Source organism: Polaromonas sp. P1_G1, assembly GCF_056405595.1.
Genome location: NZ_JBFUBU010000010.1, coordinates 1 through 13,938, shown reverse-complemented (window position 1 = coordinate 13,938; position 13,938 = coordinate 1). Strand labels below are relative to the sequence as shown.

20 protein-coding genes are annotated in these 13,938 nt (G+C 61.0%); 3 read left to right on the top strand and 17 right to left on the bottom strand.

Features of this window, described 5'->3' with window-relative positions:
• Positions 1-47 precede the first annotated feature (47 nt).
• From AC1D1Y_RS06440 to AC1D1Y_RS06430, 3 genes are all read right to left on the bottom strand, one after another.
• On the bottom strand, positions 48-2,909 hold the full coding sequence (locus tag AC1D1Y_RS06440) for a DAHL domain-containing protein (RefSeq protein ID WP_477681607.1): 2,862 nt from the start codon (positions 2,907-2,909) through the stop codon (positions 48-50).
• Complete coding sequence (locus tag AC1D1Y_RS06435) at positions 2,906-3,979, bottom strand: cytochrome-c peroxidase (protein WP_477681606.1); 1,074 nt, start codon at positions 3,977-3,979, stop codon at positions 2,906-2,908. Before AC1D1Y_RS06435 ends, AC1D1Y_RS06440 begins: the two co-directional genes overlap by 4 nt.
• 178 nt (positions 3,980-4,157) lie before the next feature.
• A complete protein-coding gene (locus AC1D1Y_RS06430) occupies positions 4,158-4,871 on the bottom strand; it encodes a DUF4197 domain-containing protein (protein WP_477681605.1) in 714 nt (237 codons plus the stop codon).
• 46 nt (positions 4,872-4,917) lie between these two features.
• On the opposite strand from AC1D1Y_RS06430, the gene AC1D1Y_RS06425 reads away from it, so the two are divergent.
• Positions 4,918-5,400, top strand: coding sequence for a TlpA disulfide reductase family protein (locus AC1D1Y_RS06425; RefSeq protein ID WP_477681689.1), 483 nt, complete (start codon positions 4,918-4,920; stop codon positions 5,398-5,400).
• 183 nt (positions 5,401-5,583) lie between these two features.
• Here AC1D1Y_RS06425 and AC1D1Y_RS06420 read toward each other — a convergent pair whose 3' ends face one another.
• On the bottom strand, positions 5,584-6,039 hold the full coding sequence (locus AC1D1Y_RS06420) for a c-type cytochrome (protein ID WP_477681604.1): 456 nt from the start codon (positions 6,037-6,039) through the stop codon (positions 5,584-5,586).
• A gap of 199 nt (positions 6,040-6,238) precedes the next feature.
• Here AC1D1Y_RS06420 and AC1D1Y_RS06415 point away from each other — a divergent pair, with 199 nt between their 5' ends.
• Complete coding sequence (locus AC1D1Y_RS06415) at positions 6,239-6,925, top strand: cytochrome b/b6 domain-containing protein (RefSeq protein ID WP_477681603.1); 687 nt, start codon at positions 6,239-6,241, stop codon at positions 6,923-6,925.
• A 91-nt stretch (positions 6,926-7,016) separates the two neighbouring features.
• Positions 7,017-7,505 (top strand): GNAT family N-acetyltransferase, encoded by a 489-nt coding sequence (locus AC1D1Y_RS06410; protein WP_477681602.1) that lies wholly within the window; start codon positions 7,017-7,019, stop codon positions 7,503-7,505.
• 72 nt (positions 7,506-7,577) lie between these two features.
• On the opposite strand, the gene AC1D1Y_RS06405 is transcribed toward AC1D1Y_RS06410, so the two are convergent.
• The 13 genes from AC1D1Y_RS06405 to AC1D1Y_RS06345 all read right to left on the bottom strand — a co-directional run.
• Positions 7,578-8,084: a redoxin family protein gene (locus AC1D1Y_RS06405; RefSeq protein WP_477681601.1), complete on the bottom strand. Its 507-nt coding sequence runs from the start codon at positions 8,082-8,084 to the stop codon at positions 7,578-7,580.
• A gap of 219 nt (positions 8,085-8,303) precedes the next feature.
• A complete protein-coding gene (gene rpsQ / locus AC1D1Y_RS06400; RefSeq protein ID WP_092130381.1) occupies positions 8,304-8,573 on the bottom strand; it encodes a 30S ribosomal protein S17 in 270 nt (89 codons plus the stop codon).
• Positions 8,570-8,779, bottom strand: a complete 210-nt coding sequence (gene rpmC / locus AC1D1Y_RS06395) for a 50S ribosomal protein L29 (RefSeq protein WP_011481236.1) — start codon at positions 8,777-8,779, stop codon at positions 8,570-8,572. The genes rpsQ and rpmC overlap by 4 nt, the downstream gene beginning before the upstream one ends.
• Before the next feature lie 12 nt (positions 8,780-8,791).
• Positions 8,792-9,208 (bottom strand): 50S ribosomal protein L16, encoded by a 417-nt coding sequence (rplP, locus tag AC1D1Y_RS06390; protein ID WP_007866520.1) that lies wholly within the window; start codon positions 9,206-9,208, stop codon positions 8,792-8,794.
• 24 nt (positions 9,209-9,232) lie between these two features.
• The gene (gene rpsC / locus AC1D1Y_RS06385) at positions 9,233-10,138 is read right to left on the bottom strand and encodes a 30S ribosomal protein S3 (protein WP_007866518.1); all 906 of its coding nucleotides are present in this window, start codon (positions 10,136-10,138) and stop codon (positions 9,233-9,235) included.
• 12 nt (positions 10,139-10,150) lie between these two features.
• On the bottom strand, positions 10,151-10,480 hold the full coding sequence (rplV, locus tag AC1D1Y_RS06380; RefSeq protein ID WP_007866508.1) for a 50S ribosomal protein L22: 330 nt from the start codon (positions 10,478-10,480) through the stop codon (positions 10,151-10,153).
• 9 nt (positions 10,481-10,489) lie between these two features.
• On the bottom strand, positions 10,490-10,768 hold the full coding sequence (gene rpsS, locus AC1D1Y_RS06375) for a 30S ribosomal protein S19 (protein ID WP_007866503.1): 279 nt from the start codon (positions 10,766-10,768) through the stop codon (positions 10,490-10,492).
• Positions 10,769-10,777: 9 nt separating this feature from the next.
• Complete coding sequence (rplB, locus tag AC1D1Y_RS06370; protein WP_092130383.1) at positions 10,778-11,602, bottom strand: 50S ribosomal protein L2; 825 nt, start codon at positions 11,600-11,602, stop codon at positions 10,778-10,780.
• Complete coding sequence (rplW, locus tag AC1D1Y_RS06365; protein ID WP_411881975.1) at positions 11,602-11,937, bottom strand: 50S ribosomal protein L23; 336 nt, start codon at positions 11,935-11,937, stop codon at positions 11,602-11,604. Before rplW ends, rplB begins: the two co-directional genes overlap by 1 nt.
• Positions 11,934-12,554: a 50S ribosomal protein L4 gene (rplD, locus tag AC1D1Y_RS06360; RefSeq protein ID WP_436155804.1), complete on the bottom strand. Its 621-nt coding sequence runs from the start codon at positions 12,552-12,554 to the stop codon at positions 11,934-11,936. Before rplD ends, rplW begins: the two co-directional genes overlap by 4 nt.
• A complete protein-coding gene (rplC, locus tag AC1D1Y_RS06355) occupies positions 12,554-13,237 on the bottom strand; it encodes a 50S ribosomal protein L3 (RefSeq protein ID WP_436155803.1) in 684 nt (227 codons plus the stop codon). The genes rplD and rplC overlap by 1 nt, the downstream gene beginning before the upstream one ends.
• A 215-nt stretch (positions 13,238-13,452) precedes the next feature.
• Positions 13,453-13,767: a 30S ribosomal protein S10 gene (gene rpsJ / locus AC1D1Y_RS06350; protein ID WP_007838118.1), complete on the bottom strand. Its 315-nt coding sequence runs from the start codon at positions 13,765-13,767 to the stop codon at positions 13,453-13,455.
• Positions 13,768-13,792: 25 nt separating this feature from the next.
• A partial coding sequence (locus AC1D1Y_RS06345) for an EF-Tu C-terminal domain-related protein (RefSeq protein WP_477680957.1) occupies positions 13,793-13,938 on the bottom strand: 146 nt, incomplete at its 5' end.

The window sequence follows — 13,938 nt, the reverse complement described above, 5'->3', positions numbered from 1 at the left end:
CTGGCTTTGCCAGACCGCAGGCGCCGCCCCCTTGAGGGGGGAACAGGCTACACGTCAGTGAGCCTGGACGGGGGTGGGTCTATGGTCAGCAGCGGGTGCACCGTGCCCCACAGGCTTTCGTCGAGCACGCGCTGCAAGGTGCGCAGCAGCTGGTTGTTGGAGGTGTAGGCCTTCACCAGCACGGCTTCGACGCGCTGGGTTTCCGTGGCGACCTCGTCGCTCGCGGAAAACACCACCACCGGCGGCGCGGGGTTCAGCGCTTCTATCGTGTCCAGCAGCTCCCAGCCCGAACCGTCTTTCAAGGTCAGGTCCAGCAGCACCAGGTCGTAGTGATGCTTGCCGAGCTGTTCGCGCGCCTCCTGCAGGCTGCCGGCAAATTCAAAGGTCGCGAAGTCCTGGGCGATGGTGGCGGCGATGCGCTGGATGTCCAGGTCGTCCTCGACATGCAGGATGCGCGGCCGGCCTTCGGCCATGTTGGCAATGGCGCGCTGCAGGCTCAGGATCAGCTTGTTTTCGTCGATGGGCTTTTCAAGCCAGGTCGACACCGCGAGCGGCTGGTTGTTGAATTCGAGTTCGCCGGCTTCGGCGTTGGCCGACACCACCACGATGGGCAATTCCCGCGTGCGCTCTTCGAGGCGCAGCGCGCGGATCAGGCTGATGCCGTCCAGGTCCGGCAGGCCCAGGTCGACCGTCATGGCGGCATAAGGCCGTTTCACCACCTGCTCCATGGCCTGCGCGGCGCGGTAGACCATGTCCGAATCGAATCCGCCCTTGTCGAGCATCAGGTTGATCAGGTGGGCGATGTCGGGGTCGTCCTCGCAGACCAAGATCAAGGGCCTGGGCGGCCCGCTGGGCTTGCTTCTGTTGACATCGATGCTGGCTTCCTCCACCCGTGGCGCAAGCGCTTCGGGCAGCTCAAAATAGAAAACGGTTCCCACGCCGGTTTGCGAGGTGAAGCCCACGCTGCCGTTCATGCGCTCGACAATGGCGCGCGAGATGTTCAGGCCCAGGCCGGTGCCGCCCTTTTGCCGGGTGTCCGAGGTGTCGGCCTGTGAGAACTTCTGGAAGATGCGTTTTCGGAACTCTTCGGGAATGCCGGGGCCRCTGTCGGCGACCTCGACCCGGATCCGCCCGCCGCTGCGCAGCAGCCTGACGTACACACAGGATTCCGCCGGTGCGAACTTCACGGCATTGGAGATCAGGTTGGTGAGGGCCTGGGTCAACCGGTCGCTGTCGACGCTGACCTTCACCGCATCGGCCTGGACGTCCAGGGCCAGCTTGACGTTGTGCTGGCCCGCAAAGCCTTCATTGGCCGTCAGGATCTGGGCCAGCAGGGGCTGCAGTTCCACGATCTGCAGGTCGAAGCGCATCTTGCCGGACTCGATTTTTTCGCTGTCCAGGATGTCGTTGATCAGCCGGATGAGCCGCTCGCAATTGCTGGTGGCGATGCCGACGAGGTTCTTGGCCATGGGCGGCAGCTCCCCGGCCACGCCGCCGACGATCAGGCCCAGCGAGCCGCGTATGGAGGTCAAAGGCGTGCGCAGCTCATGGCTGACGGTGGAGACGAACTCGCTCTTCATGCGGTCTATGCGCTTGAGTTCGGTCACATCGGTGCCCAGCGAATAAAAACCGAGCACCTTTCCCTCATCCTCGCCTTCGCCGTAGCGCGGAAAGTACTGCATGACGTAGTCGCGTTGCTTGCCGTCGGCGCTTTCCTGGGTGCGGTCATACTGCGCCGCGTAGCCGTCCAGGGCCTCCTCGATCTTGCCGCGCTCCTTTTCGTAGAGCTCGCGGCCCATCATCTCGCGCATGGTCTTGCCATGGATCTGGTCGCGCTTCAGGCCGAAGCGTTCCTCATAAGCAAGGTTGTAGAACTGGAAGCGCTGTTCGGCGTCGATATAGGCGATCAGGGCTGGCACGGTGTCTGTGATCTGGTGCAGCTGCGTTTCACTGGCGTTCAGCGCGATGGTGCGCTCCTGCACGCGCTGCTCCAGGGTCTCATTGGCGCCCTGGAGTTCCTGGTTGACGCGCTGAATGGTGGAGTGGCTGCTGAGGAGGTCGACCGCCGCGTAGAGGAGCAGCGCCACCAGCACCGCTGAAAAAATCAGCAGGTAGCGGCCGTAACGCTCGCCTTCCGCCCCGGCCTGTTGCTGCTCGGCCGTCAAGGCATCGCTGGCCTCATCGAGCAGTTTTCCGGTCGGTGCCGCGGCAATGCCCACGAGGAGTTCATTGACTGTTTTCTGCTCGCGCAAAATGGTCTGGATGTGCGCGCTGAAGATGCCCAGCCTGTCCCTGATGCCCGGCGGAAAAAGATGCAGGCCGCCCTCCAGCCGGCTTAGCTCGTCCCGTATCTCCGCGCCCCTGTCGCCGGTCGGGCTTTGGCTGTACAGCATGCTCGCGAGCAAAAGCCTGTTCACGCCCGCCGAGATCTGCAGAAACGCCGGCTGTGCGGCGCCGCGGCCCGGCACTAGCGACTGCTTGACGTCTTCCGCCGCGGTGGGAAGAAAGGCCAGCGAGTTGCGCAGCACCGAGTTGTTGGATTTGAATTGCTCGATCAGGACGGCCTTGTCCTGGACGGCGCGTTGCAGCGCCGCCAGCTTGGCGGCCTGCGCAGGGGCATCGTGCTTGTGGGTTTCCGCTTCCGACCGGAGCTGTTCCATGAGCCGGGCCATCTCGCCCTGGTTGTCGGTCAGTGCATCGTAGTGAGTGTTGATGCCTATCCTGGACTTCAGCACGTCCAGCTCCCATTGCGCGTCGAGCTGCTTCAGGTGGCGCAGCACGGCGATATCCTCAAAGTAATGCGACTCGTCGAAGCTCTGGGTTTTGGCGTAAAGAAACACCAGGATGGACAGCAGCACGGCAGTGACCGCCGCCATCGGCAGCCAAGCCAGTCGATTCGGTTTTTTCACGGTTTGACGTCCAGTTCACCGGTGAGGGTGTTGAGGAAACGGATGATGGCCTCCTTGTCCTCTTTGGAGGCGACGCGGCCGAGCTGGTAGCGAAACATGATGTCGACGGCATCGTCCAGGGTTTTCGCCGAGGCATCATGGAAGTAAGGCGCGGTGAGCGCGATGTTGCGCAGGCTGGGCACCTTGAAGACGTACTTGTCGCTTTCGACCTTGGTGACCAGGTAGCGGCCGAGATCGGCTTCCGTGGGATTGCCGCGCTTGGCGAAGTAGTCGCCCATGACGCCGAATTTCTGGAACATGTTGCCGCCCACGTTGACGCCCTGGTGGCAGGCGACACATCCGTACTGCTTGAACTTCGCATAGCCGGCTTTCTCGGGCGCGGAGATCGCATTGGGGTCGCCGCGCAGGTATTTATCAAAGCGCGAGTTGGGCGTGATCAGGGTCCGCTCGAAAGTGGCGATGGCATTCTGGATGTTCACCTTGGTGACGCCGTCTTTGTACGCGGCGGCGAATGCGCTCTTGTATTTGGGATCCTGCGACACCTTCTGGACCACCTCTTCCCACTTCGAGCCCATCTCGACCGGGTTCTGCATGACATGGTCGGCTTGCGCTTCCAGCGACTCGGCGCGGCCGTTCCAGAACTGCTTGAAATTGAGCGCGGCGTTGAGCACCGTGGGGGCGTTGACGCTGGTGAGCCCGCCGTTGAGCCCCACCGAACGATCACGCCCGTCACCGCCGCCCTTGCTGATGTCGTGGCAGCTGGCGCAGGACACGCGGCCATTACCGGAGAGGCGGGTATCGCGAAACAGCTGCCGCCCGATTTCGGCGCGGGCCGGGTCCTGCTTCAGCGTCAGCGGGACCGGCTGTATGGGCTCATCGAGCAAAGGTGCCGCAGTGGCGGCGTGGGATGCGCAGAGCACCGCGGCCGCCAGCAGAAGTCCCGCCAGGCCGGAAGCCCTTGCGGCCCCGCGCGACGTCGCCTGCGCTGCCGCGTGCGCGCTTGCCTTCTGAAGCGGCGCCCATGGCCCGCCGCGATAGCCGCGCGCCAACATCCCTGTTGTTGTTTTCACGGCTGCTGTCCTCCTGATCGTTGCTGCAACCAGCCAACATCAGATCACGTTTATCAGCCGCGCCCCTTAAGGCATTTCCCGTGTGGGCATATTTACCAACACTATGTAAGTAAATGCTTCGTTTTCATCTCAAAGAAAACGCAGGCCCAGCGCTGCCCCGCGCCCAACTTAGAACTTTTTATTTCATCGAGCCAAAGACTTTTTTGAGAATCGCACTGCCGGTGCCAACAGGGTCCTGGCGAATCTTCTTTTCTTCCTCGCCGATGATGAGGTAGAGGCCGTCCAGCGATTTGCCGGTGACGTATTGCTGGATGTTGGCGTCTTCTTTTTTGACCAGGCCGAAACCGGCGGCCTTGCCGGCGAATTCGTTGTATTTGTTGGCCAGCCCGACTTTTTCGGTTGCCTTGGTCACCACGGGCAGGAATTTCACGCCCAGTGGCGTGCGGGTTTTTTCAGCGAAGAAAGTGGTGACCGAGGTCTCGCCGCCGGTCAGGATGTTCTTGGCGTCGTTCACGTTCATGGTGCGCACCGCGTTGACGAGCAGGTCCTTGCCCATGGGCACGGCTGCCTCGGCGGCGCGGTTGATGGAAGTGACCAGCTCGTCGATGCGTTTGCCCTGGCCGAAGTTTTTCAGCAGTTTCGACGCGTCTTCGAGGTAACCGGGCAAAGGAATGCGAACTTTTGGGTTTCCGAGGAATCCATCCGTCTTGCCCAGCAGGGCGACGGCCGCGATGGCGCCCTTTTCGAGGGCGGTTTTGAGGCCGGCGCTGGCATCGGCGTTGCTGATGCCGGACAGGTCTCCCAGCGACAGCGCGTGGGCCTGGTGGTAGGTGGCCAATATCAGTGCGCCCAACGCGCTGACGCCGGCCTGGTTAAAATTGCGACGTTGCATGATGAGGTCTCCCATGAAATTGACATCCAGCCGGACAGTATGCCGCATGGCGCTGGCCGGCGTTTTGGCGCTGGCGGCGCTCGCCAGCCTGCCCGGGTGCACTGGTACGCAGGCAGCGCCTGAATCGACCTTCGTGCTGCTGGACGGCAGCAAAAAAACCACAGCCGACCTGAAAGGCAAGGTCACCCTCGTCAATTTCTGGGCCACCAGCTGCGTGACTTGCGTGGCGGAGATGCCCAAGGTCATTTCCACCTACAACAAATACAAAAGCCAGGGCTACGACACCCTGGCCGTGGCCATGAGCTACGACCCGCCCAGCTACGTCGTCAACTACACCGAAACACGCAAACTGCCCTTCAAGGTGGCCATCGACAACACTGGCGCGGTAGCCAAGGCCTGGGGCGACGTGCAGCTCACGCCCACGACCTACCTGGTCAACAAGCGCGGCGAGATCGTCAAACAGTATGTGGGGGAGCCGGACTTCGCGGCCTTGCATCAGCTGATCGAAAAGCTGCTGGCCGAGACCTGAAGCGTTTTGCCTCCCCCAAAAGAAAAGCCGGTTCAGACGAACCGGCTTTTTTGTTGCTCACCGCCGTGCGGTTGTCCTATCTTTTCAAGCAGGGGCCGCGGGACTGGCTTTGCCAGACCGCAGGCGCAGCGGCCCCCTCGGGGGGCAGCGCATTACACGAAGTGAAAAGCGTGGGGGCTTTTTTTACTGGGCGCGGAAAGAATCGTGGCAAGCCTTGCAGGTGCCGGCGGTCGAAGCGAATGCCGTCTTCAAGGTGTCGAGGTTGCCGGTTTTGGCGGCGGCGGCCAGCTTGGCGGTTTCGGCGACCAGCTTTTCATGGCCTTCCTTGAACTTGGCCTGCTCGGTCCAGATCTCTGGCTTGGCCTTGGTGTTGCCGCCCTTGTCGGTTCCTGGCGCGAAGCCGGCCCACGGGAGCTTGGCCATGTCAGCCACGATGTCGGCATTTTCGGCGGCGACTTTGGCGTCAAAAGGGACACGGCCGTTGGCCATGGCACCGACCCGGCCGAAATGCTGGCTCATGACAAACAGCGCGCTCTGGCGGTATTTGATGGCGTCTTCGGGTTTGGCAAACTGCGCGGAGGCCGGAGCGGCGATAGCCACCAGGGTGGCGGCCGCTGCGATGCAGGCGAAAAGTTTCATGGTTTTCCTCGTGAGGTTTTTTTAGGATATGGTCGGTGACACGCATGGCAACGCGCTGGGCTTGTTGCCATGTGGCTGAGTTTAGCCAGACCTGATAAGTTCCGCAGGAACTTATGCACTACGGGAAAGCACCAAGAGTCGAGCGAGGCGGCCGGAGACAAGCCCGGCATAGAACAACCCACATGAACGAGGAGTGAGCGTGTACACCAACAAGAATTTGCACAAGGTGCGTGTGTGGGACCTGCCCACGCGGTTTTTCCATTGGGCGCTGGTGGCCTGCGTGATCGGCCTTGCCGTCACCGGCACCGTGGGCGGCAATGCCATGGTCTGGCACTTCCGTTTTGGCTACACGGTGCTGGCCTTGCTGCTGTTTCGCATCGTCTGGGGCCTGGTGGGCGGGCGCTGGTCGCGTTTTGGCGCGTTCATCTATGCGCCGCAGAGCGTCATCAACTMTCTCAAGGGCCAGGGCAAGCCGGAACACGGCGTGGGGCACAGCCCGATAGGCGCCGGGTCGGTGTTCGCGATGCTGGGTTTCCTGGTGGCACAGGTCGGCACGGGGCTGCTCAGTGACGACGAGATCGCATTCGCCGGGCCGCTGACGCGCTTTGTCTCCAACGCCACCGTCAGCCTGACGACCAACTATCACAAGAACATCGGCAAATGGGTGCTGCTGGCGCTGGTACTGCTGCACATCGCGGCCATCGTCTACTACCTGAGCCGCAAGCACAACCTCGTGGGCGCCATGCTTCACGGCGACAAGGAACTGGTGGTGCAAGCGCCACCCTCGCGGGACGACACGGTGTCGCGCGTGGCTGCGGCGCTGATCCTGGCGATTTGCGGCGGCGTGGCCTACTGGGTTTCCACCCTGGCGGCGCCGGCGTTCTGAGGCCGTCTGCCCATTGCGGCGGACCGGACGCCGCGGCTGATGGCACTGGCAAACCACGTTAAACTGGTTGCCGACTTTTCATCGCCGATCCGTGCAACGCCCTTCCATCCAGTTCATCACGCCCGACACGCCGGAGCAGCTGGCCGCGACGCGGCTGGTCTTTCGCGAGTATGCGGAGCAGCTGGGCGTGGACCTGTGTTTCCAGAACTTCGAGGCTGAACTGGCCGAGCTGCCCGGTGAATACGATGAACCCGAAGGCACGCTGCTGCTGGCGCTGGTGGACGGCGAAGTCGCCGGTTGCTGCGCATTGCGCGCGCTGGACTCGGTCGATTATCCGAACGCCGGCGAGATGAAGCGCCTCTATGTGCGCAAACCCTTTCGCCGCTTCGGCCTGGGCCGCCAGCTCGCGGAGGCCATCCTGGACGCGGCGCGCGTGGCGGGTTACCACTCGGTGCTGCTGGACACGCTGGACGACATGGAATCGGCGCGTGCGCTGTACGCGGAACTCGGCTTTGCCGAGATCCCGCCCTACTATCACAACCCCATCGCGGGGGCGCATTACCTCAAGGTGGATTTGTAACTTCCCAAAGCGGAAACGAAAAAGCCACCGGGCTCGCGCGCGGTGGCTTTTTTCGTGGCGAAGAATCCGCCCTCAGCCCTTGGCTTGTGCCAGCAGCGTGGCCGCATCGCTGACTTCAAACTTGCCGGGGCCTTCTACATTGAGGCTGGCGACCTTGCCGTCCTTGACCAGCATGGAGTAACGGTTGCTGCGCAGGCCCATGCCGCGCGCCGTCAGGTCCAGTGTCAGGCCGGCGGCTTTCGCGAAATCCGCGCTGCCGTCGGCCAGCATGCGCACCTTGTCGCCGGTCTTCTGGTCGCGCGCCCAGGCGCCCATGACAAAAGCGTCGTTGACGCTGAGGCACCAGATCTCGTCGACACCCGCGGCCTTGAACTCGGCGAATTTTTCGAGGTAGCCGGGCACATGCTTGGCCGAGCAGGTGGGCGTGAACGCACCGGGCAAGGCAAACAGGGCAATGGTCTTGCCGGCAGCGGCCTTGGCCACGTCGACCGGGTTCGGGCCGATGCTGCAGCCATTGCCTTCGACTTCGGAAAATTCCATCAGGGTGGTGGCCGGAAGGGTGTCGCCTACTTTGATCATGGTGTGCTCCTCAAAAATAATGGGTGGGTTGAAAATCAACCCCCGCAGTGTAGTGCGGAGGCGGCTAGCGTGCGCTCACTGTGCAAAAACCGCGGAAGGCTTGAAGGTCATGCCCAGCCGGTACACAGTTGGGCAAACGCCGGCACAAACAAAAACGGCCCACCGAGGTGAGCCGTTTTTAAAGAGTGACTTGACGCCAGCCCCCAGGTAACCTGGGACTTAAACGATCACAGCCTTTTCAACCAGACGGGTCACAACCCAGTTCTTGGTCTTGGAGATCGGGCGGCTCTCGGTGATCTCGATCACGTCACCCGTGTGGTACTCGCCTTTTTCATCATGGGCGTGGTACTTGCTGGACAGGGACACGATCTTGCCGTAGAGCTCGTGCTTCACACGGCGCTCGACCAGAACCGTCACGGTCTTGGCGCGCTTGTCGCTCACCACCTTGCCRATCAAGGTGCGCTTGAGGGATTTTTTAGCTTCCGTCATTTTTTGGCTCCTTGCTTGACGATGGTTTCGGCCAGGATAGTCTTGGCACGAGCGATGCTGCGACGCGTGGAACGCAGCGTGGAAGTGTTGGTCAGTTGCTGCGTGGCTTTTTGCATGCGCAGGCCAAAGTGGGCTTTTTGCAGCTCTTTGACTTCGGTTTTCAGGCCGGCAACGTCTTTTTGGCGCAGTTCAGTAGATTTGGTCATTGTCATTTCCCCTTACTGGCCGATCATGCGGCTGACGAAGGTGGTGCGCAGCGGCAGCTTGGCGGATGCCAGGCGGAACGCTTCGCGGGCCAGCTCTTCAGGCACACCGACGATTTCAAAGACGATCTTGCCGGGCTGGATTTCAGCCACGTAGTACTCTGGATTACCTTTACCGTTACCCATACGCACTTCAGCAGGTTTTTGGGAAATCGGCTTGTCCGGGAAGACACGGATCCAGATACGGCCGCCACGTTTGACGTGACGGGAAATCGCACGGCGTGCGGCTTCAATTTGACGAGCAGTCAGGCGACCACGGTCGGTGCATTTGAGACCGAAGTCACCGAACGCAACCGAGGAACCCCGGGTTGCGACGCCGGTGTTGCGGCCTTTTTGCTCTTTGCGGTATTTTCTGCGAGCGGGTTGCAGCATTTTGATTCTCCGTTAATAGACCGATTACTCGGTCTTGGCACCGTCAGCTGCTGCAGCTGGCGCGGCTTTACGGACGCGCTTAACGGTGGTTTTCGGGGCTTCGCTACCAGGGGTAGCTTCAGCCGGCTTGTCGCTTCCATCCGCAGGTGCGGTGTTGGTCGCGCCGCGCGGTGCGCGAGCACCACGTGGAGCAGGACGGTCGCTGCCTGGACGATCACCAGGACGCGCATCACGGCGTGGGCCGCGCGGCTTGCGTTCTTCGTCAGGCACTTCCACCATCTTGGCGCCGGGCGCATCGTTGCGGCCCAGCGTGTCGCCCTTGTAGACCCAGACCTTGACGCCGATCACACCATAGGTGGTCTTGGCTTCGGAGGTGCCGTAGTCGATGTCGGCGCGCAGGGTGTGGAGGGGCACGCGGCCTTCGCGGTACCACTCGCAGCGAGCGATTTCAATGCCGTTGAGGCGGCCGGACGACATGATCTTGATGCCCAGGGCACCCAGACGCATGGCGTTTTGCATGGCGCGCTTCATCGCACGGCGGAACATGATGCGTTTCTCAAGCTGCTGCGTGATGCTGTCGGCGATAAGCTTGGCATCAATTTCAGGCTTGCGAACTTCTTCGATGTTCACGGCGACCGGCACGCCCAGCTGGCGGCTCAGTTCTTTCTTGAGGTTCTCGATGTCCTCGCCTTTTTTGCCGATCACGACGCCCGGACGTGCCGAGAAAATCGTGATGCGGGCATTCTTGGCGGGGCGCTCGATCAGAACGCGCGAAACCGCGGCGTTCTTGAGCTTGGCCTTGAGGTACTCGCGAACCTTGATGTCTTCGGCCAGCATGCCGGCGAAATCACGGTTGCTTGCGTACCAGCGGCTGGCCCAGTTGCGGCTAACTGCAAGGCGAAACCCGGTTGGGTTGATTTTTTGTCCCATATCCTGCTGCCTTTAGTTGCCAACCACCACGTACACATGGCACGTGGGTTTGCTGATGCTGTTGCCGCGGCCTTTTGCGCGCGCGGAGAAACGCTTGAGCGTGGCGCCTTGTTCGACGTAGATGGTTTTCACCTTCAGTTCGTCGATATCGGCACCATCGTTGTGTTCAGCGTTGGCGATGGCGGACTCCACAACCTTCTTGATGATTCCAGCAGCTTTTTTCTGCGTGAAATTCAGGATGTTGAGGGCTTGATCCACTTTCTTGCCGCGGATCAGGTCAGCGACCAGACGGCCCTTGTCGACCGACAGACGAACGCCCCGGAGGGTTGCACGTGTTTCCATGGTCTTTCCTTACTTTCTCACAACTTTTTTGTCAGCCGGATGACCTTTGAAAGTCCGGGTGAGTGCGAACTCGCCCAGCTTGTGGCCAACCATTTGATCGGTGATGTAGACAGGTACGTGCTGCTTGCCGTTGTGGACGGCGATGGTCAGGCCGATGAACTCGGGCAGGATCATGGAGCGACGCGACCAGGTCTTGATCGGCTTTTTGTCCTTGTTGGTAACGGCCTTGTCGGCTTTTGCTACCAAATGATGGTCGACAAACGGACCTTTTTTGAGTGAACGTGTCATGGGTTAGCCTTACTTCTTGCGACGCGAAACAATCATCACTTGCGTGCGCTTGTTGTTGCGGGTGCGGTAGCCCTTGGTCAGGTTACCCCATGGGTCGACAGGATGGCGGCCTTCGCCGGTCTTGCCTTCACCACCGCCGTGCGGGTGGTCAACCGGGTTCATCACCACACCGCGAACGGTCGGGCGAATACCCATCCAGCGCTTCACACCGGCCTTGCCGAGACGGCGCAGGCTGTGTTCTTCGTTGGCGACTTCACCGATGGTGGCGCGGCACTCGATGTGGATCTTGCGAACCTCACCGGAGCGCATACGCACCTGGGCGTAAGTACCTTCGCGGGCCAGCAGCGTTGCCGAGGTGCCGGCGGAACGGGCGATTTGCGCGCCCTTGCCGATTTGCATCTCGATGCAATGGATGGTGGAACCCACGGGGATGTTGCGGATGGGCAGCGTGTTGCCGACGCGAATCGGCGCTTCCGAACCGCTCACCAGCGTGGCGCCGACTTCAAGGCCGCGGGGGGCGATGATGTAGGTGCGCTCGCCGTCGGCGTAGCAGAGCAGGGCAATGTGGGCCGTGCGGTTGGGGTCGTACTCGATGCGTTCGACCTTGGCCGGAATGGCGTCCTTGTTGCGCTTGAAGTCCACCACACGGTAGTGGTGCTTGTGACCGCCGCCTTTGTGGCGCGTCGTGATGTGCCCGTTGTTGTTACGGCCGGCCTTCTGGAATTGTGGCTCCAGCAGCGGCGCGTAAGGCTCACCCTTGTGCAGGTGATCCCGGGAGATCTTCACCATCCCGCGCATGCCGGGGGAGGTGGGTTTCATTTTAATGACAGCCATTACGCAGACTCCCCACCGAGGTTGAGTTCCTGACCGGGCTTGAGCGTCACATAGGCCTTGCGAATGTTGTCGCGGCGGCCGATGGACTTGCCAAAGCGCTTGGTCTTGCCTTTGATGTTCAGGACGGCGACCGACTGGACGTCCACCTTGAACATCAATTGCACGGCGGCCTTGATTTCAAATTTGGTGGCATCCTGCAGCACCTTGAAGGTCACGGCATTGGTCTTGTCCGCGATCATGGTGGCCTTTTCGGACACGATGGGCGCGACCAGGACCTGCATCAGGCGGCCTTCGTCGAATTTCAGTTTTGGAGAAGATGGGTTACGGGCGCTCATGCGAACATCTCCTTGAGTTGGTCCATGGCAGCCTTGGTGACCAGAACCTTCTTGTAGTGGACCAGCGACACCGGATCGGCGTAACGGGGCTCAACCACGAGGATGTTCACCAGGTTGCGGGAAGCCAGGTACAGGTTTTCATCAACTTCATCAGCGATGACCAGCACCGAGTTGAGGTTCATGGCCTTGAACTTGTCGGCCAGGACCTTGGTCTTGGGCGAGTCCACGGTCAGGGAATCAACCACAGCCAGGCGGCCTTCACGGGCCAGCTGCGAGAAGATGGCGGCCATGCCGGCGCGATACATCTTCTTGTTGATCTTCTGCGTGAAGTTTTCGTCAGGCATGTTCGGGAAGATACGACCGCCGCCGCGCCACAGGGGCGAAGACGTCATACCAGCACGTGCGCGACCGGTGCCCTTTTGTTTGAAAGGCTTCTTGGTCGAGTGGCGGACCTGCTCACGGTCTTTCTGGGCGCGGGTGCCTTGGCGGGCGTTGGCCTGGAAGGCCACGACCACCTGGTGGACCAGGCTTTCGTTGTATTCGCGACCAAACACGGTATCAGGCACGTCCACTTTGGACGAAGCCAGACCTTGGTCATTCAGGAGTTCGACCTGCATCAGTTCGCTCCTTTAGCAGCGTTGGCGGGCTTGGCCTTGATCGCGGCGCGAACCGTGACAAAACCACCTTTGGAACCAGGCACAGCGCCGCGGATCATGAGCAATTGACGGGCTTCGTCGATGCGCACGATGTTCAGGTTTTGCGTGGTCACGGTGACGTCGCCCAGATGGCCCGTCATGCGYTTACCGGGAAACACRCGRCCKGGRTCYTGCGCCATACCGATRGARCCGGGAACGTTGTGCGAACGGCTGTTACCGTGCGACGCGCGTTGCGAGCTCATGTTGTGGCGCTTGATGGTGCCGGCGTAGCCTTTACCGATGGAGGTGCCCTGCACGTCCACCAGCTGGCCCACGGCAAACACATCGGCTGCGGGCACAACGGTGCCGGCGGCGTACTTGCCTGCGACGTCAGCCGTCACGCGGAATTCTTTCAGGATTTCACCAGCTTCAACGCCTGCTTTCGCAAGGTGGCCGGCGGCCGGCTTGGTCACGCGCGATGCTTTGCGTGCGCCAAATGCCACTTGAAGGGCATCGTAGCCGTCATTTGCTTCGGTTTTAACCTGGGTCACGCGGTTGTTCGATACATCCACCACGGTGACAGGAACTGTGTCCCCATCATCCGTGAACAGACGCATCATGCCAACTTTGCGGCCCAGCAACCCGAGGGAGTTGCTCAGACTCATGATGTGTTCTTTCGTAACTTTCACCGCTGCGACTTCAATTGGCCGCAGACGTTTTGATGTGAAAGACAGTTAATAAAACCGCCCAATCCATGCAGGCAAGAAGCCAACATGCAATGGACAGCCCAAGAGTATAGCCCAGGTCGCCAAAAATGGCAAACCCGGGCTAAAACCTGTCGATTTGGGGCCCGGCTTGTGGCCGAAACCCCGTTTTTTGCTTACTGCAACTTGATTTCGACGTCCACGCCGGCCGGCAGGTCGAGCTTCATCAGGGCGTCCACGGTTTTGTCCGTAGGGTCCACGATGTCCATCAGACGCTGGTGCGTGCGGATTTCCAGCTGGTCGCGGCTCGTCTTGTTGACGTGGGGCGAACGCAGGATGTCGAAGCGCTTCATGCGGGTTGGCAGGGGCACGGGGCCCTTGACAATCGCGCCGGTGCGCTTGGCGGTGTCAACGATTTCAGCTGCCGACTGGTCGATCAGCTTGTAGTCAAACGCCTTCAGGCGGATGCGGATTTTTTGCTTGGTGGCCATGGTAATTCCTTAGTGTTTGCGGAAATTACGCAATGATCTTGGCAACGACGCCGGCGCCGACGGTCTTGCCGCCTTCGCGGATGGCGAAGCGCAGACCTTCTTCCATGGCGATCGGGTTGATCAGCTTGACGGTGATCGACACGTTATCGCCTGGCATGACCATTTCCTTGC

What these genes read in the sequence shown, in the direction of transcription:
- AC1D1Y_RS06430 (WP_477681605.1), bottom strand. Translation starts at nt 4,871, where the DNA reads ATGCAACGTCGCAATTTTAACCAGGCCGGCGTCAGCGCGTTGGGCGCA.
- AC1D1Y_RS06425 (WP_477681689.1), top strand. Translation starts at nt 4,918, where the DNA reads ATGGCGCTGGCCGGCGTTTTGGCGCTGGCGGCGCTCGCCAGCCTGCCC.
- AC1D1Y_RS06420 (WP_477681604.1), bottom strand. Translation starts at nt 6,039, where the DNA reads ATGAAACTTTTCGCCTGCATCGCAGCGGCCGCCACCCTGGTGGCTATC.
- AC1D1Y_RS06405 (WP_477681601.1), bottom strand. Translation starts at nt 8,084, where the DNA reads ATGATCAAAGTAGGCGACACCCTTCCGGCCACCACCCTGATGGAATTT.
- rpmC (WP_011481236.1), bottom strand. Translation starts at nt 8,779, where the DNA reads ATGACCAAATCTACTGAACTGCGCCAAAAAGACGTTGCCGGCCTGAAA.
- rplP (WP_007866520.1), bottom strand. Translation starts at nt 9,208, where the DNA reads ATGCTGCAACCCGCTCGCAGAAAATACCGCAAAGAGCAAAAAGGCCGC.
- rpsC (WP_007866518.1), bottom strand. Translation starts at nt 10,138, where the DNA reads ATGGGACAAAAAATCAACCCAACCGGGTTTCGCCTTGCAGTTAGCCGC.
- rplV (WP_007866508.1), bottom strand. Translation starts at nt 10,480, where the DNA reads ATGGAAACACGTGCAACCCTCCGGGGCGTTCGTCTGTCGGTCGACAAG.
- rpsS (WP_007866503.1), bottom strand. Translation starts at nt 10,768, where the DNA reads ATGACACGTTCACTCAAAAAAGGTCCGTTTGTCGACCATCATTTGGTA.
- rplB (WP_092130383.1), bottom strand. Translation starts at nt 11,602, where the DNA reads ATGGCTGTCATTAAAATGAAACCCACCTCCCCCGGCATGCGCGGGATG.
- rplW (WP_411881975.1), bottom strand. Translation starts at nt 11,937, where the DNA reads ATGAGCGCCCGTAACCCATCTTCTCCAAAACTGAAATTCGACGAAGGC.
- rplD (WP_436155804.1), bottom strand. Translation starts at nt 12,554, where the DNA reads ATGCAGGTCGAACTCCTGAATGACCAAGGTCTGGCTTCGTCCAAAGTG.
- rpsJ (WP_007838118.1), bottom strand. Translation starts at nt 13,767, where the DNA reads ATGGCCACCAAGCAAAAAATCCGCATCCGCCTGAAGGCGTTTGACTAC.